General features: G+C 50.8%; 18 protein-coding genes. 6 read left to right on the forward strand and 12 right to left on the reverse strand.

From position 1 onward, the window contains the following. Window positions 1–74: 74 nt before the first annotated feature. The 5 genes from MKX70_RS31510 to MKX70_RS31530 all read right to left on the reverse strand — a co-directional run bounded on the left by MKX70_RS31510 (window position 75) and on the right by MKX70_RS31530 (window position 9,673). The gene (locus MKX70_RS31510; protein WP_042233667.1) at window positions 75–470 is read right to left on the reverse strand and encodes a DUF488 domain-containing protein; all 396 of its coding nucleotides are present in this window, start codon (window positions 468–470) and stop codon (window positions 75–77) included. 141 nt (window positions 471–611) lie between these two features. Next, window positions 612–1,898 carry a cellulase-like family protein gene (locus MKX70_RS31515; protein ID WP_042233665.1) on the reverse strand — a complete coding sequence of 429 codons (1,287 nt, stop codon included), beginning with the start codon at window positions 1,896–1,898 and terminating at the stop codon, window positions 612–614. Window positions 1,899–1,919: 21 nt separating this feature from the next. Further along, window positions 1,920–4,274 (reverse strand): beta-galactosidase, encoded by a 2,355-nt coding sequence (locus MKX70_RS31520; protein WP_042233663.1) that lies wholly within the window; start codon window positions 4,272–4,274, stop codon window positions 1,920–1,922. A gap of 16 nt (window positions 4,275–4,290) precedes the next feature. After that, window positions 4,291–6,252, reverse strand: a complete 1,962-nt coding sequence (locus tag MKX70_RS31525) for a glycoside hydrolase family 2 protein (protein WP_042233661.1) — start codon at window positions 6,250–6,252, stop codon at window positions 4,291–4,293. 37 nt (window positions 6,253–6,289) lie between these two features. Beyond that, entirely contained in the window at window positions 6,290–9,673 is a 3,384-nt protein-coding gene (locus MKX70_RS31530; protein ID WP_042233659.1) for a tetratricopeptide repeat protein, read from the reverse strand. Window positions 9,674–10,017: 344 nt separating this feature from the next. Between MKX70_RS31530 and MKX70_RS31535 the strand changes: the two genes are divergently transcribed. Beyond that, a complete protein-coding gene (locus MKX70_RS31535) occupies window positions 10,018–10,914 on the forward strand; it encodes an AraC family transcriptional regulator (RefSeq protein ID WP_042233657.1) in 897 nt (298 codons plus the stop codon). 59 nt (window positions 10,915–10,973) lie between these two features. On the opposite strand, the gene MKX70_RS31540 is transcribed toward MKX70_RS31535, so the two are convergent. After that, window positions 10,974–12,683, reverse strand: a complete 1,710-nt coding sequence (locus MKX70_RS31540) for an ABC transporter substrate-binding protein (RefSeq protein ID WP_340789482.1) — start codon at window positions 12,681–12,683, stop codon at window positions 10,974–10,976. A 129-nt stretch (window positions 12,684–12,812) separates the two neighbouring features. Here MKX70_RS31540 and MKX70_RS31545 point away from each other — a divergent pair, with 129 nt between their 5' ends. Next, on the forward strand, window positions 12,813–13,673 hold the full coding sequence (locus MKX70_RS31545; protein ID WP_042233652.1) for a helix-turn-helix domain-containing protein: 861 nt from the start codon (window positions 12,813–12,815) through the stop codon (window positions 13,671–13,673). A gap of 57 nt (window positions 13,674–13,730) precedes the next feature. Further along, the gene (locus MKX70_RS31550; RefSeq protein ID WP_042233650.1) at window positions 13,731–14,675 is read left to right on the forward strand and encodes an NAD(P)-dependent oxidoreductase; all 945 of its coding nucleotides are present in this window, start codon (window positions 13,731–13,733) and stop codon (window positions 14,673–14,675) included. A 92-nt stretch (window positions 14,676–14,767) separates the two neighbouring features. Here the strand turns inward: MKX70_RS31550 and MKX70_RS31555 are convergent, their stop codons facing one another. Continuing rightward, window positions 14,768–16,291 carry a glycoside hydrolase family 43 protein gene (locus tag MKX70_RS31555; RefSeq protein WP_042233648.1) on the reverse strand — a complete coding sequence of 508 codons (1,524 nt, stop codon included), beginning with the start codon at window positions 16,289–16,291 and terminating at the stop codon, window positions 14,768–14,770. A gap of 368 nt (window positions 16,292–16,659) precedes the next feature. Between MKX70_RS31555 and MKX70_RS31560 the strand changes: the two genes are divergently transcribed. Continuing rightward, window positions 16,660–17,193 (forward strand): hypothetical protein, encoded by a 534-nt coding sequence (locus MKX70_RS31560; RefSeq protein WP_042233646.1) that lies wholly within the window; start codon window positions 16,660–16,662, stop codon window positions 17,191–17,193. Then, window positions 17,186–17,659, forward strand: a complete 474-nt coding sequence (locus tag MKX70_RS31565; protein ID WP_042233644.1) for a hypothetical protein — start codon at window positions 17,186–17,188, stop codon at window positions 17,657–17,659. Before MKX70_RS31560 ends, MKX70_RS31565 begins: the two co-directional genes overlap by 8 nt. Before the next feature lie 22 nt (window positions 17,660–17,681). On the opposite strand, the gene MKX70_RS31570 is transcribed toward MKX70_RS31565, so the two are convergent. The 5 genes from MKX70_RS31570 to MKX70_RS31590 form a co-directional block, all read right to left on the reverse strand. Then, entirely contained in the window at window positions 17,682–18,317 is a 636-nt protein-coding gene (locus MKX70_RS31570) for a serine/threonine-protein kinase (RefSeq protein WP_042233642.1), read from the reverse strand. Window positions 18,318–18,387: 70 nt separating this feature from the next. Next, complete coding sequence (locus MKX70_RS31575; protein WP_340789484.1) at window positions 18,388–18,873, reverse strand: hypothetical protein; 486 nt, start codon at window positions 18,871–18,873, stop codon at window positions 18,388–18,390. A gap of 63 nt (window positions 18,874–18,936) precedes the next feature. Beyond that, a complete protein-coding gene (locus tag MKX70_RS31580) occupies window positions 18,937–20,148 on the reverse strand; it encodes a sensor histidine kinase (protein ID WP_042233640.1) in 1,212 nt (403 codons plus the stop codon). 187 nt (window positions 20,149–20,335) lie between these two features. Beyond that, window positions 20,336–21,379: a Gfo/Idh/MocA family protein gene (locus tag MKX70_RS31585; protein ID WP_340789485.1), complete on the reverse strand. Its 1,044-nt coding sequence runs from the start codon at window positions 21,377–21,379 to the stop codon at window positions 20,336–20,338. Between the two features lie 14 nt (window positions 21,380–21,393). Then, entirely contained in the window at window positions 21,394–22,899 is a 1,506-nt protein-coding gene (locus MKX70_RS31590) for a DUF5605 domain-containing protein (protein ID WP_042233636.1), read from the reverse strand. 343 nt (window positions 22,900–23,242) lie between these two features. Here MKX70_RS31590 and MKX70_RS31595 point away from each other — a divergent pair, with 343 nt between their 5' ends. Then, window positions 23,243–24,292 carry a LacI family DNA-binding transcriptional regulator gene (locus tag MKX70_RS31595; RefSeq protein WP_197073050.1) on the forward strand — a complete coding sequence of 350 codons (1,050 nt, stop codon included), beginning with the start codon at window positions 23,243–23,245 and terminating at the stop codon, window positions 24,290–24,292. Window positions 24,293–24,305: the final 13 nt, after the last annotated feature.

Genomic DNA, 24,305 nt, shown 5'->3' on the forward strand with positions numbered 1-24,305 from the left:
ATGAACCCGGTATACCAAAAAGGCACACGAACCCCTTCCAAATCATTAACGATTCGGGGAGGTTCGTGTGCTTTTTATCGGGAAAGAAGCCATTTATATAGTACCTGCGCATGATTGTGTATAGGGTCCTTCGCGGCATATACCAGTGTAACGTCCTGCCCCAGCGCTAATTCTGCGATCTCCGCAGCAAGTCTCCCGCGCGCCGGATCTTCCTCCAGCTCCCGGATATAGCTGTCACTGAATGCTGCAAACCGCTCTGGAATATGGCCGAACCATTGGCGCAGCCCGGGGCTCGGAGCAAGCTCCTTCATCCACTCGTCTATGGCAGCCTGCTGTTTCGTAATTCCCCTGGGCCATAGCCTGTCCACCAGTATCCGGTACCCGTCCTCCGGAGCCGCCGGCTCATAAACGCGCTTCAGATATATAGAGTAAGGAAGGTCAGTTGACTTCCGGCAGGAACGCTCTAACATCTAGTCTCCCTCCTGTTATTCATACTGGAACAGACCGTTGTTTATTACACTCAATATACCATGGAGCAAATTGCCCTGCCAGTGACAGGCTGCCCGTAAGAATGCGTTACCGTACCAGTCAGGGCTGCCCATACGCTGCAGCTATTCCGCCTCAAGAATGAACCGGTTCCACTTCTGCTGCCAGGCGATGTCGTTCCAGAATGGATGATGCGGTGCACAGTTGGAGCATAACGTCATTCCCCAGAAGCCCAGCGCCATACCTTTGTGCAGCGAATACTCGGCAATGAATTTGCCGACCGGTCCTTCCTCGAAGCCTGCATGCAGCGGGGTATAACCGACATAACCTTCACCGATAACGACCGGTATGCCGGAATGCGTGGCCCACTCATGGGCTTCCTCCAGACGCATATCCGCTTTTTGCAGCATTGCCAGCTTATGGGCACCGTAACGGTCATATAAATAGAGGTCCCACCGGTCCGGATCGGCCCAATCATGCAGGTAGATGAGCTTCATCCCGACCGGATTGCCCTCCATCCGCCATTCCTGCCCTGCCGGCAGTGTCCACTTCTCAAAGGGTGGAGCATCCTCTCTTAATAAAGTCCGGACAAAGGCATTCGGAAATGACATTTGTTCATCATTTAATCCGGCTGCATCCATGAGTTCATTTAATACGCCTTTAATATAGAGATGATAATGGGCGACCTGCATATTGCGGGCCACATAAGCCTTCGGATAGGCTTCATTCAGCGTATAGCTGGCCGTCATCAGGATGTCGGGATGCTGCGCCCGGAGATAATCCACCGCTTCTTCTATGTATGGCTGCATCGCTTCCACCAGCTTAGGCGTATCCGTCTCTCCGATCCCCCGCTCCACGCCGACAGCGGTAAGCTGTCCGAATTCCACCTCGTTATGCAGCTCGGCATAGACGATCTGACTGGCGAAGCCTTCTTCTTTAACCAACAAGATGAGCTGATCCATGGATCTGGCGATTGCCATAAAGCGATCCTTAGGAGCGATAGCGGCCAGTTCGTCGCGCAGCGCGGGATACGCCAGGAAGCTCGGACTCTGCTGGTATTCCCAGGAAGACAGCATGATGTAGACGCCATGTGCCTTGGCCTGCCTGAACAGCTCCAGCAGGTGGGCGTGCCCGTCCAGCTCGGCACCGCCGCGGCAATTATACCAGCGGGTCCGCTGCCCGACTTCTCCGAGGCTGCCGAAATGTAACGGGCCCGGCCGTTTACCTTCCGCCGTGAACAATAAGAACGGCATCGCACAGATCCGGACCGTATTGTAGCCTCTATCCACTGCTTCCTGGAAGCGTGCGGCCAAATCGTGGTAAGGCTCGCCGGGCAGGGTCATCGTATACCAGGAGAAATCCCACATCGTAATGGTTAGTTTGCGCGGCAAATGTTCAAATACAGAATCCATAGTTGTTACTCCCTCCTTATGTTATCTGATCACAATCTCATATACAGGCACAGCGCGGACCGAAGCTATATCGGCAATCAGCTCAGCAGCGGTCTCATTCCAGCCTGCCATCGTCGTATTACTGTTCACGACAGTCCCTTTGCGGATCGGTGATGCATAGAGGTACATCCCCTTGTCGTACAGCCGCTCTTCGAACCGCTTGAGTCCGATTTCCCAGGTCGTGTTGTTGCAGAAGTTATCGTTAATGAGATCTCCGTCAATGAAGGCGTAGCCGATATCACCGGAATAATCGATTTGCAGCAAGGCTTCTTTCACACCGTCCAGAGAGCCGGATGCGAATTCAAGAACCGCCCGTTCATCCTTGACCTTCGTCCATGTAAAAGCGATCTCTCTCCCGGGGATAAGCAGCTTGTAGGTTGTAAATAAACCGCCATCGGAAGTTGCCGCCAGCTCTCCGCCCGATACCGAACCTAACCCCGCTTCAAAATCAGGGAATACGCTTAGCGTAACTTCCTCCCTGTCTGTCGATTCCAGCTTAATTTCATCCCCAGCTACCAGCAGATTGGCGTCTGTGAACAGGACACGCTGCTTCCCGCGGACTTCGGTTTTCCAGAAGCCGAGGCTCTGCTCGTCCGTCATGGTGTAGATGATAACTTTCTTGCCTGCTGCGGAGACGAGGCGCACGATGCCCGAAGTCTGCTCTTCAACTTCAATGATCGTCATATCCTCAAGCTGCCTGGTATGACCGCCTTCGGTCTCAATACCCGCCACATCGGCTGAGTGCAGCGCATAACTCCCCTTCATGCCTTCCGGCACAAAGAAGAAGTAATACACCTCATCCGCTACGTCCAGCTTCGTGATCAGCTGCGCGGTTGCATATTTCAGCGTAATTCCGGCCAGATCGAAGTTATACGGCAGAATCGCAAAGCTCCCGCTGCCCAGTGTCAGCTCTCCTTGAGCCGGAATCGTAAGCGTCTCGCCGGGAAGCTCGATGCTGACGTTCATATCCTGCAGATCGTGATTCTCCGCATGATCCTGGAAATTATTCAGGAACAGGAAGCCTGATCCCTCGTGCGAACGTACAGCATAGCGTAATTCGCTCACATCATACGGATCATTCTCCGAGGTGTCACCCGGCAGGATCGTCTTGGTCAAAGCGAACTGATGCTGGAACTCTGTGAACAAATAATGCTGCAGCTTCGTCCGTTTATACGATTCACGCACCTGCCCGAATTCGCCGATCATCGCGTTAAAGTCATAGGAGATCTTAGGCGTCGCCAGATCATTCGTGTAGGGGTTAACCTTGCCCTTAGGATTGCTTCCCCCGTGATACATATAGTATCCGAGCATATTGCAGCCCTCCGCCGTCTTCATGACAGACATGGCCGGAACACTGTTATACGGAAACTCGAACCGGTATTTATAGAACTGGACCATCCCGCCGCCCATTTCACAGCAGGCATACGGATAATCCTCCGGCTGGTAGAACGGTTCGAAATTATAGCTCACCGGAAGGTCATTATTATGTTTGTCGCGGAAAATATACTCGGGCGTTGCCGGATGCTCCTTAATGCCGTCGAAGCGGTCTGTCTCATAGTAAATCCATGGCCAGTAGGCATAACCGCCCCATAACGGGAGCATATCCGGTACTGGTGTCGTAGCGCCGCCCCAGCCAGTGCAAGTATAGATAGGCGTATCTATTCCTGCCTCAATGGCCATGTCTCTCAGCAGCAGCATATGCTCATTACCGCCGCTGCCGCCGTTCAGCCACATATTGTTAATGCCGGTGGTAAGGCCCCACTGCGCCGAGGAATGGTTATGCTCGTTCTCGATTTGGGTACCGATAATCGGGCCTCCGTCTTTATACAGCAAGCCCTGAACCTGCAAACCGATTTCTGCATATAGCCTCCGTACATAGGCCAGATACCCCTCATCATTGGAGCGGACCTCGAACGGGCGGCCGAACAGCCAGTCCGGCATCCCGCCGCTTCGCATTTCCCCGTGACAGAAAGGGCCGATACGGATCATGACATACAGCTCATGCTTATCACATAGCTGAATGAACCGGCGCAAGTTTTTATTGCCTGACCATTCATATACGCCTTCGATTTCTTCATGCAGATTCCAGAAAATATAAGTCGTGACGATGTTAACGCCACCCATCTTCATCTTAATAATCTCATCTTCCCAGTACAGCTCATCATAACGGGAGAAATGGAATTCACCGCACACGCCAAAAAACGGCTCCCCGTTCTTCTCCATATAATAGTTCGTAAAGCTGATCCGTTCGCCCGAAGGGTTCACACCGCCAAGCTTAATGTGACCTGAGAATATATTCTTTTTATCATCGTTTACTTTGATCGGGTAGTTCTTCATAAAGGTCTGTCTCTCCTTAGTTCAATTCCCGTTCAACTACACTGTACCCGTTAGGCCGATACACGGTGAGCACTTGCTGCTGTCCCGGCGCTGGTTGCACAGGGATGTTCAAGTTCAGGATATCTCCCGGCTGCATAGCTGGAATTACCAGTCTGGTTCCTTCCGCGCCTGCTGAGGACACCGTTAAGTAATAACCCCGCGCGGCATAGCTGGGAATATCCTTCCGGCATTTGAGACTCACCTCAAGCCCCCCTTCGTGCCATACAGGGGCTTCTGCCAGCAAGAGGGGGGAAGAAATCTCGCGCAAGACAGCAAACGACGGCTTCACCCGGTTATAAATGTCTACAGAACCATGAACCCGCTGCTTCAGCTTCCCTTCACCCTCTTCGCCCATTTGCGTACGGTAATCATTTAGGCTGAAGAAGATCAGCGCTGCGAACTGGGGATACTGGCGGTAGATTTCTGTTTTTTCGATAAGCAACCGGGCTCTTCTGGCGTCCCCGCCTTCAAACACCGGCTCACAAAGCCCATATTCTGCCACAACAATAGGCTTCTCAGGGTAATCGGCAATAATCTGCCGGATGACCTTATGCTCATCCAAATCACCATGCCATGATCCGATGTATTCGTTCCACATCAGCAGATCTCCAGCACCAGTCGCATCCCTGTCAGGCTGATAGAGAACACTGTTGCTTACATAATTAATCAGCCTGCTCGGGTCGAGCTGCAGAAGCTCCGCCTTCAGCTGCTCCATATAACGCAGAGTCACTGCAGACTGGCCATCCAGCTCATTCCCCATTCCCCAGGCAAAGATACAGGGATGATGCGCATGACTATCAATCATCTCCCTGGCTTGAGACAGGGCAAGCACGAAGGTGTCCTTCCCCGGCTCTGAAGGCTGCTGCCAATGCGGAATTTCCTCCTGAACCAGCAGGCCATTACGGTCACACCAGTCCAGCAAATCATTTCCCTGCTGCCAGTGGAATCGTGTAATGACACAGTTCGCTTCCTTCAACCGCTCAAGCATCGCAATCAGATCTGCCTGCTTCTCGGCCATTCCAGTCGCCGGATTCGAGCCAGGCATCCACTCCACACCCATCAGCCGGACCGGTTCGCGGTTCAGCCACAGCTCATGTCCCTTAACAACAATCTCCCGGAAGCCAAACGGGCGGACTACCCGGTCCTGGACCTGATCCCCGGTGCGCAGTACAATCTCAAGCTCATATAAATCCGGATGGTCAAAATGCCACAAATCAACCTCCGGCAGCAGGATGTCTGTGAAACTCCAGGATAAGGCCCCGCCTGTGATTTCTTCCGTCCCCTGCCAAATCCGCACTTCATTGCGGTAGTCGGCAATGTCTGCACTGAGCGCGTCAGCGGATGGTTCGCAAAGCTTAATAGCGGCGGATAGTCTGCCGCCTGTATTTCCGCCTTGGTCAGCGAAGATGACCAGCGGTTCCACCTTGAACTGCTGAATGGACGCCAATCCTGTGACAACAAGCGTTACCGGCCGGATCAGCCCGCCGTCATCGGCCCAGTCAAAGCTGTTGCCTTGAGGCAAGGCCACGTCACTGTTGCTGTTGTCCACTCGAATCACAAGCCGGTTCCCGCCTCCCGCATGAATATATGGAGTCAGATCTGCTTCAAATGGGGTATAGCCGGAATTGTAGTGGCAGCCTGCCTTTACACCATTCACCCAGATATCCGTATCGCGGTAAGCCCCTTCAAAGGAAAGCCGTATCCGGCAATCCTTCCACTCGTCAGGAACTGTTAACATTTGTTCATACCAGCCTGCCCCGCGGTAATCCTCAAGACCGTCCTGTACATTCCATGTATGCGGCACGGAGACCGTAACCGGGGACGGCAAGCCTGAAGCCTGCCATCCTTCCTGCTCGCCTCGGATTACAGGGCCGGGCTGGAACTTCCAGCCCTCTTCCAGTCTGGTAGTGTAACGTCCTTCATTGATCAAGATACCCACGTCCTTTCACCTGTGTATTCTAACCCGATCTGACCCTTCACTTCTGTACACATAAGCGGCGGTGAATCATCGCACCTTGATGATTAGGCTCCATAGATAGAGCCGTTTCCAGTTCCTTAGCAGCTTCTGAGGTACGTCCGAGTCCAAGCAATCCCAGTCCGCGCATATACCGGCAGTGAATCACGTTGCGGCGGTCCAGGTTATCCTCAAACACCAGGAAATCCGGCAGCGACACCGCAAAGTAGTCCATCTTGATCTCATCAAATATATGCTTCTCCGCATAATCAATCAGTTTATTGAAGCGGCGTTTGGCTTCCTTCTCATTATGCAGCTTCAGCCACGCCAGCCCCTGATAGAAAATCATGTCCGGCGGCTGATCGTTGTAGAACATCGCGCTTGCCGGTTCATCCAGCCCCTGTGAAGCTATGGCATAACTGGCGATGGCTTCTTGTTGCTGCTGCAGAGCTTCGTAGGCCAGCCCGAGGTAATAGTAGATATTGTTCTCCTGGGCACCCTCCAGCCTGCCTTCACCCAGATTCAGCGGATAGACAAGAGCCTGCTTGAAGCGGACAACCGCTTCTTCGTAACGTCCAGCCTGCAGATGCTGTTTACCAAGCTCCGTATGGGCGAATTGGTATTGTCCGGTTACTTTGCCTTCCCCTCCTTCCCAAGGGTGGAAATTCCGTGAGCTTAAGCCTGCGAGAGCTTCGTCATACCGTTCAAGATTGTTAAGCAGCGTAACATATTCGACGAAAAGATCATCACGCCGCTCCACCTGGCCGCGCTTCGCTTCAAGAAGGGCGAGGCGCTCCGCTGAGGTCCAGGCCAGCTTCTTGCGGAGCTGGTCCAGTTCAAACAGAATCCGCACATCTTCCGGTGAGCAGGCGTAGGCTTGCTTAAGCGAAGCCATGGCCGCCTGCGGGTTATCCTGCTTGTTGAAATAGGCGAGTCCTAGGTTACGGTGAACCGTTGCGTAATCTCCGCGAAGCTCCCGTGAACGCTCCCAGCTTGCGATGGCCTCCTCCGGACGTTTTTTATCATAAAAGAAGTTGCCCAGATAGTAATACGCCTTGTCATCTTCCGGACTGGCCTCGACAGTGCTCTCCAGCAGGGCAAGCTCAAATAAGGTATTAGGGAAGCAATAGGCCGGGTCAGCAGACTGGCCGGCACTGCGCTGCTCTTCCGCCTTCTGAAGCTGACCTGTACGTGCATACAGCTCTCCAAGAGCGTAATGCAGCACCGGATACACGGAGCTTCCGGCAGGAACAGCTCTTTCGCCAATCTCAATGGCTTCTGGCAGCAGGCCGCAGCCCATATAGTCCGAGATCAGATTGAGATAGTTGTATGCGTCACTGCGCATAAGCAGATGCAGTTCGGACAGAACCTTTTCAGCACCAGCAGTGTCTTCCAGTGCACGTAGTGCAAGCGCCAGCTCGTTATAGGCTCCGAAATCAGCGATATCCAGACCCATAGTTTCCATAGCGAATGCCTTGGCCTGCTCCAATAGTCCAAGCTTGCGGAGCATAGCTGCCTTCAGATTACGGGCTTTGTAATTGCGTGAATTGCGGATCAGCGAACGTTCCGCCTGGTCAAGCGCTTCCGCGTACTCTCCCTTGTGACTGGAAATTTGCGCCAGAGAGAAGTAACCTGCATCCTGCCAGGCTGCCGACCAGACTGATTTGTGAAAAGCAGTATAGGCTTCGTCCAGACGGTTCTGGCCGCGAAGTGCGACACCCAGCTGATAGTAAGCCTCGCTGTCATAAGGGTTAGGGTTCCGCCAGGTCAACCGCTCGATCGCTTTGCGGAAATGCTGCTCACCGTCCTTGTAAAGTCCGCGGCGCATCAGCAGGATTCCATATGCAACATTCAGCCGGATATCTCCGCTGTCCCGCTTTAAGCCTTCCAGATAGTAGGCTTCCGGCTCGAACGTAGCGTGCCGGTATTGTTCCAGATGCTGGCCTGCCAGATACAGCTCCTCTGCTGAACGCAGCTCTTCCGGCGCCGCGAGCGGCTTGGCAGCATCGGGGATACGCTCAATCTCAGGACGTTTCGGCTGATAGGCGATAAGCAGTCTGCCTTCCGCATTCCGGACAGACAGCTTCAAGTCATGCTCCTGCTCACCGTTCTCCAGTGTTATAACTGTCTGATACACATCCACCGGGGACACATCTACCGTCTCACGCAGGTAGCAGTTGGCTCCCCCGCTCAGTTCTACAACTGCCTGCTCCAGCTTCGAGGTCGCATACACCTTAACCAAGGCCTGACCGGATTCAACATCAATTTCCAAATTGACAGCTGCTTCAATTGAAGCATTTTTCACGACCCCAATTTGCTTGTAAGGCATGAAATATTGCGTGAAGGTCTTCTCCTCATAAGGCTGCAGCCAGGTAAAGTCAGGCTGGTTGTCCGTGTATACGCCAGTCATAAGCTCAATGTACGGGCCATCCTCATCGGTCAACTGACGGTCCCACGCCTGGCCGAACTCTCCATTGCCCCAGGTCCATTGCTTCTTGCCAGGCGAAACATGATGATTCGCCACATGCAGCAGCCCAGCTTCTACGCCGTGATCATAGCCGCCGACGAAGTTATAATCGGATTTATAAGCCATATAAGAAGTCGGAACCGGGATATTCTTGTAGCGGGAAATATCTACACCTTCCGAATAATCCTGTTTGTAGTAGGTTCCGGTCGCGATCGGGAAACGGGATACATCGCGCTTGCCGTGGTCGAATACGGCAGTTACATCCGGAGGAAACACCGATTGCGTATGATCATTGACCGCCACCGCCGGATTCGCCCACCACAGGAAGGTCTGCGGCTCAGATGTCCGGTTGTAAACTTGAGCATTAATCTCCAGATAAGCTTTGCCCGGATACAGCTTGAAGGCGGCGGTAACCTTGGTGCCGTACATCCGGTCAATTTCACTGACCCATACTGTAGCGCTTCCATCTTCGGTTTGCCCATACCGGTATTCTACCGGACCGAAGGTATTCGGGCGGTGATGCTGCGGCCAGTTGAATTCAATCCCCCCGGAAATCCACGGTCCGGCCAGACCCACCAGTGCCGGCTTGATGACCCGGTTATAGTAGACGAAGTCGTAATTATTGGTCTTGTCGAGTGCCCGGTAGATTCTGCCGCCGATCTCCGGCATGATTTCAATCCGGATATATTCATTCTCCAGGATCACCAGCTTGTAGTTTTTATCGGACTTCACATCCGAGATGGACTCGATTACCGGGTGGGGATACACGCGGCCGGAGCTTCCCTGATAGACTCTTTTCTCCAGAAACATAGGATTGGGGTCAGCTTCTCCCGCCTCATACGTAGGAATCAACACGCTTGTCCCCCACACCTTAACTTGGATTTGGCCAGATCCGGCTGGAGCTGCCTCCAATGTATGCCCTACAGCTTCTTGCTTCATGCTTAAACTGCCTCCCTAGTCTTGATAGTTATACTTTAGCGTCTGGCGAGGAAGGTTCCAATTGACGAAATGCGGGAAGTGATGGATTATATTCTTATTCTATATAGATTGAACACTACTTTATTTATAATGGGCAAGGGTCGCGACTGCGGAAAATGTTTGGACTTCCGGCCGCTGTTGTCACCAGATTTCTTGATTATTGCCGCTTTTCGCGGTTGAAATCCGGTGACAAAGGCGGTCGCTATCGCTCCTACAGTTCCAAACTTTTCCTCCGTCACTTTTTCCCATTTATAAAACCACTAGTTCATTCAATCTATATAGTATTTATTAGGGGGGCAGCAGAAATGAGTCATGACCATATTCGCAAGCCTGAAGGGTTTGTCGAGGAGAAGCTATATGTGCTTCCGGAATACTGGATGAAGGAGCTGGAACAGGAGGAGCTGACTGCTTCCTTGTTTATTACGGACATCGGTTATTTCCCTAACGCCCAGTATCATTTCAGGGAACGCCTGGAAGGCAGCCCGTCGCATATCTTTATCTTTTGCGAAGCCGGAGCGGGCTGGATCGAGCTGAATCATGGAGAACGCATGCACCTCCAGCAGGGAGATATGATGATTATCCCTCCCGAAACTGCACACAGGTATGGAGCAATGCAAGAGAACCCATGGAGCATCTACTGGTTTCATTTCAAAGGAAGCCACGCAAATAGACTGGTGCAGCTGTTCGGTTTATCTAATGCTCCCTTCTCATTATCACCAAGCGGTAAAGCCCGTTTAATTGAATGGTTCGTCCCTGCCTTTGAGATGCTGGCCGAGCGGACTTATGCCCTGACTACACATATACATGTTGCGCAGACCGTAAGGCAGCTGCTCTCCGGAATTGGCCTGAGCGCCGGGAAATCCGCACAAGAGAAGAAACGCGAAACTTATCTGGAGCAGGCGGTTCAATACATGAATGGACATATGGACGGCTCTATTTCACTCATTGAGCTGGCTAATCATGTAGGGGTATCGAAACAGCATCTGATCTATTTGTTTAATTCTGAAACCGGAGTCTCTCCGATTGAATATTTCCTGCGGCTCAAGATCCAGCGGGCAGGTCATCTGCTCGATCTTACCGAGCTCAGCATTAAGGAAGTCAGCTCGGCCGTAGGCATTAACGATCCCTATTATTTCTCCCGGCTGTTCAAGAAAATGTCCGGCTTCTCGCCCTCCAGTTACCGCAATATTCCGAAGGGCTGATCCGCCTTAACACCATGCAAAAAAGCCCTGCACTCTGCAGAGCTTTCCTCCCCCTCCGTTTACTCAACATCCTTCCCGGTGAACAGCGATACTCTCGCTTTTACCAGCTCGGTATATTCCTTCTCCATCTTCTCAGCACCGGCTTTGTTCAGTTCGGCAATGAAATCATCGTAGATTTTATCGAAATCGGCTGTGCTGGCGAGGATGGCTTCCGGTATGCGCTTGTGGACAATATCCTGTGTTTTTTGATAGATGACCTGATAGTCTCCATCAGTTGGCACCGGCATGTTGTACAGCGCACCCCACTCCTTGACCGGGAATTCATCCTCCGCAGGGAAGAGATCCTTCCAGGTTGTCGCTTTATAAGCGGCCAGGCTCTCCTTCTCTGCATCCGAATATTCGGCCAGGATCTGTTCCGGGAAGTTCGTGGTATAGTAATTATCCGTGGAATCCTTCACCCCGTCACCGTAGCGGACACCCAGGATGGAGTATAGGCCAATCCCTGTATTCTTGGTGAAATTCGCAGCATCGTTAACCTTCTGGTCGAGAATATCAGCAGGAATGACACGTTGTCCATTGTCCGTATTGTATTGTTTGCCTTCTATGCCCCAGTTTCTCAGCACCTGGCCTTCTTCCGAGGACAGCCAGTCCAGGAATTTGATCGCACGGACCGGATCCTTGCAGGCAGTGGTGATGCTGATGCCATAGCCGTCCACTCCGACCGACTGCATCGCATGATCCTTATACTCCTCACCCAGCGTCACCGGGAAATGCGCATACGTATATTCATCTTTACCGGCTGCTTTGAGGGCATTCTCCGCATCCTGATACTCCCATTCTACAGAGGTTAGACCCAGGACCCGGCCGCTGGCGATTTTGGCTTTGTATTGATCATCCTTCTGGACAAAAGAGTCCTTATCGAGCAGCCCTTCATTATACATATGGTTCAGCCAGCGGAAGTACTCCTTCTCCTCCGGTTTCTTATAATGCAGCATCGTCTCGTACGTTTCCGGATTCACATAATATTCGCCGTCATTGGTTCCGCCTGTAGTGATATCCCCCTGATTGGTGACGGTAATCATAACCTTCCAGCCGTCTGCGTTCACCGTCATCGGGATCGTCGGCTGCCCGTCCGTGGTCGGATGCTTGGCCGCATATTCCTTAAGCACCTTTTCATAATCCTGCACCGTTCTGACCTCCGGATAGCCAAGCTCCTTCAATACGCGGTGCTGAATCTGAAAGCCGTTGGTTGCATCAAAATTCTGGTTATCCACACCGACATTGGTCGGGATCGAGTAAATGGCCTGATTGTCGTTACTGTATTTCATCCGGTTCATATTATCGCCCATGACTTTTTTGATATTAGGCGCGTATTTGTCGATCAGGTCGGTCAGATCAAGGACGGCTTCCGCATCCACCAGCTTGCCCAGCTCGCCTTTGGCATAGATGAGTTCGGGATAATCCCCGCTGGCTGCCATCATTGAAATTTTGTCCTGACCGCCGCCGCTGCCGACATCGAATTCCGCATTCAGGGTAACCCCTGTCTTGGCGGTAATCTCTTTGCCGATATCATCCTGCATCTTGTTCCAGTTCGGACTGGCATCGGCACCAAAAAAAGTAAAGGTGACCGGATCTGTATCGTTTCCGCTGGTATTCCCGTTCGCAGCATTCCCGGCGTTATTGCCCGCATTGCTGCTGCAGCCTGCCGAAATAAGCAGTGAGCCTGTCAGAAGCGCTGTGCCTAGTTTTCTTGAAAGTATTGCTTTCATCTCTCTCATCCCCTTTTGTTGAATGCGTTTACAGTCTCATTTTAGCGCCGATGTTGGCGGATAACCTTGATTTTCGAGTCGCAGACTAGCATTATATAGACAAACACGTATTTCAGAGGTGGGAGCTTTATGAGCAATGTATATTTGAACTGGTTCACGACCGATGAGCATTTCCCGTTCTTTATTCAATACGGCGGCCATGAGGAAGATATGGATCTGCATATGCATGCGGATTTCTCGGAGCTTGTTATTGTGCTGAAAGGGCATGCTTCGCATATCGTCAATGATGAGGAAGCCTTTATCAAAAAAGGCAATGTATTCGTCATTAACGGCGGTACTCCGCATGCCTATAAGGACCCGTATGATTTCAAGATCTGCAACATTATGTACAAAGCCGATATGCTCAAGCTGGCCGGACCGGACTTAAGAACGCTGAACGGCTATCAGGCGCTGTTTGTCTTAGAACCCTTTTACCGCAGCATTAACGCCTATAAAAGCAAAATGAACCTCCCCATCGTCAGCCTGGAGTATGTCTCATCGCTTGTGGCCGGCATGATTAGCGAATATGAGCAGAAGCACCACGGCTATCAGACTATGCTCGCCTCCAGATTCATGGAGCTTGTCGTCTATCTGTCCAGACATTATGATACTCAGGAGAAGGGCGTGGACAACAGCCTGATGCACCTCGCCAGTGCGATCTCCTATATTGAGGATCACTATCATGAACCGGTGACCCTTGATACCATTGCCGCCAAATCAGATATCTCTGTCCGGCATTTGAACCGGATCTTCCAGGCGTATTATCAGACTACACCGATTGCTTATATTCAGCGCCTCCGGCTGGAACAGGCCTGCTCACTGCTCAAGCAAACCAGACAACCCATAACCGAAATCTCCTATAGCTGCGGATTTAATGACAGCAACTACTTCACCCGCCTCTTCAAAAAAACGTATGGCAGGTCCCCGAAGGCTTACCGCAGTCAGCAGTAATATTTGAGTTTTACAAAATTATTCAGTATGTTTAAAAATATGAAAGGTGGTTTAGTAATGAAGATTCTCATAGTTGGCTATTTTAACGAGACCGCAAAATCAAATATTGTAAGGTATTTTCCGCAAGACTGGAACGTTGTAATTGTCCCGCCCGGAGAAGAAATGCTGCATCATATTGAAGATTGCCAGGTACTCATCCCTGAACATATTAAAGTGGATCACAGCCTGCTTTCTAACGCAAAGAAATTAAAGTTGGTACAGACGGGTGCAGGATTTGATAATGTAGATATCCCTGCCTGTACACAGCTCGGCGTTTGGGTGGCCAATGCTGCAGGAGTGAATGCACAGGCAGTGGCCGAGCACGTAATGGCACTAATATTGTCTTATTATAAAAACATACCGTTTCTTGATAATTTCATGAAAAACAAGCTGGATGAACATCAATTGGACTATGCAGGGAGTGAATTGAACGGCAAAACGATTGGAATTATCGGTTTGGGCGCTATCGGAAAAAAAGTAGCTGCGTTTTGCGGGGCTTTTGATATGAATGTACTGGCTTATGCTAGACATGCTGCTCCTCAATCAGACGGTTTTGTGAAAATGACAGATTTCGATACTCTTCTAAGCACATCGGACATAGTCAGTGTACATGTACCCTTGACTCCGCAAACCAAACAGCTGATCAACAAAGCGGCATTGAGCAAAATGAAGAATACCAGTCTTTTTATCAATACAGCCCGCGGCGGGATTGTCAATGAAAGAGATTTGATTGATGCCTTAAAAAACGGGGATATTTCAGGCGCATGCCTGGATGTGTTTGAATCGGAACCGCTTCCCATTGACAGTGAGCTCCGGAAGCTGGGTAATGTGATCCTTACTCCCCATACAGCAGGGATGCCTGATGGCCGAAAATTTCATAAAAAAAGATATGATTTCTTCATAAATAATATAAAACGTGTAGAAAATGGGGAAGAGCCAGAAAGCAAGCTCAATCAGTTATAATTTAAACTCCAGCGGGGACGGGTGATCCTGCCGCCAGGGCAGCAGTTGCAGGGGTCCATACAGCAGGTCTGCATGGACCCCTGCGCCGTACTCTATACCGCGGGCTGATCCAGCGGCTCATAATCGAACCAGTCGTACGCTGCCGGAGCGGCCAGCCCCGCCCTTGACGTTGCATACATCGCAACGAATACGCCTGTGAATCCACCGGAGATTTCTGTGCTGAGATGATGTGTCTCTCCGCTGCCCAGTTCTATCACCCCGGACTCCGGGCTTTGAACCGAGGCTTCTATGCTCCCGGGCAGCGCCTTAATCCTCAGAATAACCGGTCCGGCCGGACATTCCTCTACATGCTCCACCCGAAGCGAACCGACCGTCCGCCGGAACACGGCGACTCTCCGGCCGTTTGCAGTGCGGAGGACCAGCTCATAATGATGCCTCTCATTCTTATACACCGTAAGCCCGGCTTCTTCTCCTTCATGCTGCGGCTCATAATCCAGCGCTGCGGCTATATTGGCTGTGAAGTGACTAAGCCGGCGGCCTACAAAAGCTGGCGCAGCAGCCTCATTCAGCGTGGCCTCGTGGCCATGCAGCACCAAATGCCCCGGCCGTTCCAGCAGCGACCAGCTTCCCTCTGTTGGATTGCGCAAAAAAGTCCAATCCAGGCCAAGCCCGGTGCCGTCAAAGTGGTCCCGCACAGGCCTCTCCGGCCAGCAAACTTCCGGCAGCAGCGGCGAGTCCATAACCGGCTCAATGTGGCCGCCGTTTCCAATCACCGGCCAGCCTTCAGCCGTCCAGGTCACCGGAGCCAGAAAGGTTTCCCGGCCCAAATGATGCCCCATCGGATAAGAGACCGGTCTGATCCCCAGGCAAAATGCCCACCAGCTGCCATCCTGTGCTTCAATCAGATCCGCATGACCCGTAGCGTGTATGCTGCTGTGCATACTGCGGTTGGACAGAATCGGGTTATGCGGACAAGCTTCATAAGGCCCGTAAGGCTGGCGGCTTCTCGCGATGGTCTCCATATGCCCGTATTCCGTTCCGCCCTCGGCGATCATCAAATAGTACCAGCTGTTAATCCGGTAAACATGCGGAGCTTCGGGATGAGCGCCGCCGGTTCCCTTCCAGATCAGCACACTCTCTGTCAGCATACACCCGGTATCGATATCAATCTCACACTGGTAGATACCGTTCCCCTGCTCACCGTCCCGGGCGGACTGAAAGTAGACGCGTCCGTCCTCATCGAATAACAGGGAGGGATCGATGCCGCTCTGCGCAACCGGGTACGGCTGTGACCAGGGACCTTCCGGGTTCTGTGTCTTAACGAAGAAATTGCCCATTCCGCTAACGTTGGTTGTCACCATATAGAACCAGCCGTTCTGATAGCGGAGCGTCGGGGCGTATATTCCGCCGGAGCTCCCTGCATTCTCCAGAGGTAGCTGTCCGGCCGTTGTAAGGCAGTGTCCAATCTGACGCCAATGAACAAGATCCCTGCTGTGAAAAATGGGTACTCCCGGATAATATTCAAATGTGCTGGTCACCAGATAATAATCGTCACCTGCCCGGCAGATGCTGGGATCGGGATGAAATCCGGGTATTACGGGGTTGGTATATTGCATGGGCCGCGCTCCTGTCCATTTTCAATTAGCTGTAACTATCCCTACCATTGTAAATGGACCCGGCTATATCAAACCTTAATTTTCAAGTCACCCGATTAGGAGAATATAGACATTGCCCCGGGATTAAGAACTTATAAGACTATTCTGCCATCAGTTAAGATCCCGTTAAGAACGTAATAAACTAACGTATACAGAAGAAAAAACATGCAGGCACCAAGATTAAGCAGGATTATATTCACATTCTGGCGGGATATGTGCCATAGCAGACTTTTAACGCCGGTTGCGCTTTTTACAAGGAATAGAACTGCGTGTATGATTCCCTTTAACAACTATGCTGAGTTCCTGTAAGCAGGAGGGAGTCTTGAAGAGTGGCAGAGATACAGACAGCGAAAACCTATTATTTGGGCATTCATCCGTATATGCTGGATCCGGTAAGTCTGGAGTTTTCGAGCTTTGGGGTACTGTGGTACGAAGAGGGCAAGCAACGGTATGTTGTGGGTTACGGATTTGGGACAGACCAGATTGAAACTCTGTTTCACTTTTGCAGATCCTCAGCCTACTTCACTTGTTCGAATGAACAGGTGCTGTACAATATTTACACTAGCATCCGAGTCAAGCAGCAGGAACGTGACTGGCAGACGCGCAAGCGGCTGGCTTTTTGGACAGCCTTCAAGGAACCCTGGAAAAGTATGCCTTGCGGCTGGTATGTCCTCCGGTCCCGTGACAATTTCCCCTTGCATCTGTCTGTTGTCCGTAAAACTAAATATAGTATCTGGCTGGAGCATGCGGCCGTTTGCGAGAATGAAGCCCAGCTTACCGGTTATCTGGCCCGGGTGAAACAAACCCATCATTTAACATCAATAGTGCCTATGGAACTTCAGGAGGGCAGCATCCATGAATAGTAACAAGCTGTCACAGATTGAACTCTTTGCATTTGATACCACTCCTTCGTTCGCCGACAGACCGGTCCGGGCCGGTTCATTATATCTGCTGCTGCGGCTCACTTGGGGAGAACAAATTCATTACGGGGCATGCGAGATCGAGATTACAAGAAGTGGACAATCCTTTGATTTGACGAGATGGGGGGCTCCTCTGAGATGTATTCACCATTCAACAGTGGAGGAGATATTGGTAACCTTGCGCCGCAAGGAGCAGGAGTGGGCAACAGGTCAGCTTGGATTGCTGCAATCCGCCTTATCCGGCATTCTTCAGGTCAGGGTTCCCGTTACCGCGGGGCACGGAGAACATGCGCATCAGGGAAACTCACATGCCGTCTTTACTCCATACCCGGTAAACAGCCGCTTCCGTGAGTTGACGTTATCCCGCTTAATCGACGAATCGGTCGCCTACTATTCCATCCTCCGGTAATAGAAATAAGTGACCGCCCAGCTTATTCCTTCAACCGCCGCCACAACCGGTAGCCCTTGCGGACGATCTCCAGAATGGGCCGGGGAACCGGAAACATCCAGCGGGAGGCAACAGGCCGGTACAGGTGATAATACGCCTTCTTGAAATCCTCCCACATGCTGCAGTCCTCATCCTTCAGGAAATCGGATATATCTACGATCAGGCCGCGGCCGTCCTGAACCATCACATTCTTGGCGTGGACATCATGCGGGTGGAGTCCGCGGGAACGGGCATAACCCAGCCCACTGTCAATATCTTCTATGGCCTGCGCGGTGATGAGAATTCCCCGTTTCATCGAGTCATAGAAGGTAACTCCTTGCAGCCGTTTCAGGATCAGAAAGTCCGGTCCGCTGTAATTGCATTCGGAGAATGCCGGATGACGGCCGAGGCGGCGGTACACCTCTGCTTCTTCCGCAAGGCCCGGCCTGCCCGGGGCGTACACCTTCACTGCATAATCGGGAGCTTCCGGATGATAGAATACGGCGGCGTAATTCCCTGTTCCCAGCACCCTCCAGGGCTTCGGCACGCTACGGACCTTCACGGGTTCCAGTGGATCAACACTCTCTATCGTTGCTTTTGCCAATAATTCACCCTTGATCCGTTCGATCAGCTTCTCCATTCCACTCACCCCGCAGCACAGTTCGATAATTACTCTATCCTTCCAGTGTACGCCAAAACATATTAATGAGCTATCTTCTCCCCAAAGCAGCAAGAATCCGATACCCATCAGATGGACGACCGGCATAAGGTCCTGCAGAATAGATCACCGGTACTAACGTTACAGCAAGGTTAATGAGATTGAATATACCGGCTGCAAAAACTAGATTGTCTATAAATGCACTCTTTGGAACAGATAGATATACAACGAGCATAGAAACGGCTAACAATAGCGAAACGATGGGGCCGCCTAATGCAATGCCAATAATTTGTCTTTTTGAAAGAGCTGCTCCCTCATTCTTTGTCGAAACGCTACCGGTTAACCCCCAGGTGAAGTGAATTTTCAAACGGCCTAATCTCAATGATGCCTGTTGGCTGGGATTATCTGACCCCATACAGACCAGCACTTCCTTCTTAGTTAAACTTATTGCAGCAGTTGCATGGCCCATCTCATGAAGGAACACAGATAAAGGGACTACGAAGATATAAAAAATAATCATACTGAGTATAGAAGTCATCTTCCACTCCCTAACCTACTCGAATTATGCCTTTGGGGACCACAGCGAAAACACCAAAGCTCCCTACTGGGCATTCAACAGACCACTCTTCACACGCTCATTGGATTCGCACACCCACGGCAAAGTAACCCTCACGCTGGTTCCTGCCTGAAGTTCTGAATCTACCCTAATCTGTCCGCCATACATTTCGATTAATTGTTTACAGATGGACAAGCCGATGCCTGTCCCTTTTGGCTTGGTGGTAAAGAACGGATCGAAGATCCTTTTTAATTTATCCGGCGGTATCCCTTCGCCATTGTCTTTGAAGATCAACATGACTTCATGGGTCTCATCCGCAGTGGTTACTGTAATATCTATCTTGCCTTGGCATGCGGTGAAGGAATCTAAGCTATTCTTCAAAATATTCAGGAAGACCTGCTCCAGCTGTGAGGCATTTCCGAAAGTCAGAATAGTTTCATCGGAATAATCCACAGCCAGAATAATATCGCCGCTAAGTATGAGCTGATTCACAATATTGTTTACTCTATGTATAACCTCAATTACATTAAACACTTCGCCGCTATTCTTCGCATGATCCCCTTTCCGCGACAGCATCAGGAAGTCTGTAACTAAGCCGTTCAGCGTATCGATCTCTTTAATTGTAATATCCATATAGGCCCGCAGTTCATTAGCTTTGATCTCAGGCTCGTTAAGCCTATTATTCACAAGCTGGGCGAAGCCCTTAATTGAAGCCAGCGGATTACGGATTTCATGTGCCATGCCTGCCGCCATCTGTCCCATAACCGTGATTTTTTGTTCATGCAGATTGTCGATCTGCTGATTTTTATTAGACAAATAACCTTGAGCGAAGCCGGTAAACCGGGTCCAGTTGGATTCCATCAGCCGATTATAGAAAAAAAGCCGATTCGCCGAATCATCCACAAGCGCTTCAATGGTCCGAAACATCATATTCTGGGCGGTTAAGTTCAAATCTTTGCTCATTTCAAGCAGAATATCAAAATGGTCGCCAAATATCTCTGCAGTATAAGCCCCTTGCGCAAACCCCTCTTGCTCCTGTGTGTGCAGGTACTGCTCATAATCAGAAGGCCCCAGGAACAATGCTTCTATTATAGACATTAAGGTCATAGTGAAGGTTGCATCTAATAATTCCTTATGCGTCTCTATGAACCAGGCGGATTGGGGGTTTTTCATGATTACAGAGTGATAATGAGTGTTCAGAATCATTGAAACTGCCGGTGTTAATGACGAGCGCAACTGATTTTCACTGTATCCCATTTCCATCCTCCCTCTTTGCTTGATGTATTCAATATGTGTTTATATTTTCCTGCTTCAAAATAAGCAAATCTATATTTACTTCAATTTCAAAATATCTATTTGTATAAACACAGAACACCCCAAGCCTTCCGCTTAGGCGGAGTAGTTCGGGGTGTTGGTAATAATCTATCATGAACACATCACGGCGCTAAAGCTGCTCAAAATGTATAACCCTATGTTCCTCAGCGCTTCTGTACGTTTCGAATACTAGCTCCAGCGTCTTCAAATTGTCTTCTCCGCTCGTCTGGAATTCCCCGCCCGTGTTCAGGCAGTGAATGAAATGAGACTGCAGGCGGTAGTGGCTCTCTTCGAAATCAAGACCGTTATTCTCCGAAGCTATAGTCTCCTCACCATTGTTATCAATCACGCTGATGGTGCCGCTGCTGTATAGCTTCACTGTTGCCTTATCTCCCTCGATGATCAGCTGCTCCAGATGATTAGGCAGCACAGGTGCCGTTAGCTTGCCCTGCAGATTCTGCCGGGTCGCCCAGCTCATATCCATTAAGCCCATATAATCCTCATATCCGAGGGTAATCAGTCCCGCATCCTCACCTGTAATGTACGGGCTGATCCGTCTCATCTCCGCATACAACCGCTTAGGATCTCCAAACAGGAACCGCCATGTATCATACCAGTGAACGCCCATCTCATAGAACAGCAGCTTCGGCATCTCCCGGAAGAACGGCTGCGGAAGCTCATTCTCCGGTGCAAACCGCGGCGAATAATAATCGGTATGAATGTAGCGGATCATCTGTAAGTCTCCGGCTGCACCGTCAGCAAGCAATTGCTTGAGGGTCTGGACCGGCTGCAGCCAGCGCCAATTCTCTGTGACCATCAGCCGCACCTTCGCAGCCTTGGCGGTTTCAACCATGCCACGGGCTTCTTCGATGGAACGGGCAAACGGCTTCTGGCACATGATATGTTTGCCTGCCCGGGCAGCTGAACCAACTAACTCCGGATGGGTACCAGGCGCAGTAATTATATCTATCACATCTACATCTGCAGCAGCCAGCATCTCTTCCAGCGTAGCGTACTGCTTACCGGCAGGAATACCGTATTCCTGTGCTTTTCTATGCAGCCTTTCCGTATCTGTATCGCACAAGCCTTGAATCTGAACCCCGGGGATACGCTGCCAAGCCTTCAAATGCTTATCGGACCAATACCCCGCACCCACAACACCTATCTTCCACATATCCTTCACCTCTACTAAGATGTCCCTAACTGCTGATTGTCTCCATAGAGACGCGTCATTCTCACCGCCATGTAAGTCCGCCCGGGCAGGCCGATCCGGAAAGTGCCTTCATAGCCGCCCTCCAGTGTCTCCACGGTCATGTTCCAGGTATCGAGCAGCTCAACCGTATAACGGATACCAGGGTTCATCTTGAAATCACGGAACATAGGCTGATTAAACCCGAAATAGAACAGATAATATTCATCTTCAACCCCGGCACAAGGCAGATCCCACTGGGAAGGCAAGGGGTTCAAGCCCCCGGCAGGTCCTTCTTCCAATACACGCCGCAAAAACGCAATACGCTCAGGACTGGTTCCGTAGAGCTGGCCGCCCTTGGCCCACCAAAGCTTGTCCTCCGGATGCAGATAGGTTTCACCGTGCCCCACATATCCTCCGCGGACGAATCCTTCCCAGAACCGGCGGGTCATTTCTTCTCCGGTAATGTTCCCCCAGCCGTGTTCGATGTTGCCTTCATAAGCACATTCGTCGATCACTACCGGCTTGTTCCATTGTTGTCTCCATTCGTCTGTATTCTCAGATGTCTTGTATACGTCAACACGCTGAATACTGCAGTGGGTAACCCAGGGTTGGCCAAAATCGTAGAATATCGAGCCATTGTGGTTAGAGATCAGATGCTGATAAGGATCATTGTCTGTCACGATTCTGGCGTATCGCTCCCAGTCCTCAAGCGTCTTGTTTCCCATGAAATCATATTCATTCGCAAGAGACCACCAGATATTGCGGTAAGCCGAGAGTCTTGCCACGAGGTAATGAAGATAACGGTCATCCGCTTCCTTGCCCATATCAGCATATCCCCAGCGGTCGTAGGGATGGAATAGAATAAGATCTGCCTCGATGCCAAGTGCGCCGAGGTCGGCAATCCGCTCCTCCAAATGCCGGAAAAATGCCGGGTTAAATCTGCTATAATCCCAGCCATCCTGAGGCGAGCCTTCGAACGGATAATACACTGGCTCATTCGAGTTGTAGGAATATGACTTAGGGAAGACACACATTCTTATTTTGTTGAATGAAGTCGCTTTCAAAGTTTCCAGAGTCTGCTGTTCCATCTCTTCTTCCTGGTGGGTCCATGCGTAGCACGTGGTTCCGACAGGAAGATACGGCGTCCCGTCTTCATAGGCAAAATGAAAGGTATTCCTGACGCGGACCGGCCCATGATTCCCTGCACTTGCCGCAGAACATTCGAAGGCTCCTTCAATTCCGTGAAGAGAGGGTTCTGAGCTGCTTGTCCGGAACCCCCACTTCCCTGGGCTGCCTGGCATGAACCGGATGCGGTACACACCCTCCCCGTCATAGAACCCGGAAGTTTGAATTGAGCGCTCTCCGAGTGTAAATTGTGCATGTAATGAAACATCCGTAAACGGATTTCCCTGTACTGGCCCTCCATGCAGTACAATTTCACATACTCCCCATTGGAGGACCGGGTTTGGGACCGAAATAGAGACACTCCCTTGAATAGTCATAATACCTGCTCCCTTCAGCATGAAACATTAGATAAATAACGATCAATAAAAATAACAAAAAAAAACTAAACAAATACTAAACAAATTTAACATAAACCAATATTGTTTATATAAAATAATCCTACACTACGCAAGCAAACTTCGTCAATAACGTTATTTCTCAGTATGAAAAGTGGTTTAATCAGCTCTAAGATCAACTAAACAAAGCTAAACACTCCACCATAACCTATGAGCTTCTATCAACTCGCCCGATCGATCCCATAAGAAATCTGTCCAATTGCTAAATTTAATATCTTCCCTTACACTAAACATACTTAACATGCTCAGAATGGAGGAATATCCGTTGAATATGGAGGAGCTTGCTAAACTGGCCGGGGTCTCCAAAGGAGCCGTCTCTCTGGCGCTGAACGGGAAACCAGGGGTTTCACAGGATACACGTGAGCGTATTCTCCGCCTGGCCAAAGAATTAGGATATTCAGGTAAAGGACGGGCGGCGCCTGCAGATCCGAACGGCAGATCCTTGAGGTTCCTGGTGTTCACCAATGCCGGGCTTGTCCATGAGCAATATTATCAGCAGCCTTTTTTCCGGGAGCTCATTCATCATATTGAAGAGCGCTGCCGTATGGGCGGTTACAGCCTGATCTTCTCAGCGATCGAAGAGAAGCACTATGCGGAGGGAATCCGGACGATTATGGAGGAACGGACCAGCGGAGTTATTCTTCTGGGCACCAATTTAGGGGCTTCCAGAATTGCCGATATTGCGGACAAGCTGCCACACCTGGTCGTCCTGGACACTTGCTTCGATGCGCTCCCTGTCCATTTTGTGGAGATCAATAATTACATGGGGGCTTATCAGGCAGGGACCTATCTGGCAGAGCGGGGACATCAGAGAATAGGTTATATCGCTTCCGAGGAACGGATACATAACTTCGATGAGCGGCAACGGGGATTCATGTCAGCAATGGCTGAATATCATGTGGAGATATCCCGGAGCAACATTCTGGCGGTGCCCCCAACCATGTTCTCCTCCCAGGGGCCGTTGCTGGACAAGCTTCAGCACTTACGGGAGAGCGGACAGCCCTTCCCCACAGCTTTCTTCTGTGAATGTGATTATATTGCCATCAGCACCATGAAGGCGCTCAGCGAACTGGGCTTCTCGATTCCGGATGATGTGTCTGTCATCGGATTTGATAATATCAACGAAGCTCTTATCGTGACACCGGAGCTGACTACTGTTCATGTAGAGAAAGAGCGGATGGCTGCATGGGCTGTTGATCTGTTAACCGCTGCCATTCAAAGGCCGTCTGCCGTCACCACCAAGGTCAAGGTCGATACGCTGTTTATCGAAAGATCATCCTGCCTGCGGCTTGAACCCTCCCATCATTTTGAATAAAATAGGAGCCTGA

The organism is Paenibacillus sp. FSL R7-0312 (assembly GCF_038004445.1).
In the GTDB taxonomy this organism is placed as follows: Bacteria; Bacillota; Bacilli; order Paenibacillales; family Paenibacillaceae; genus Paenibacillus_AQ.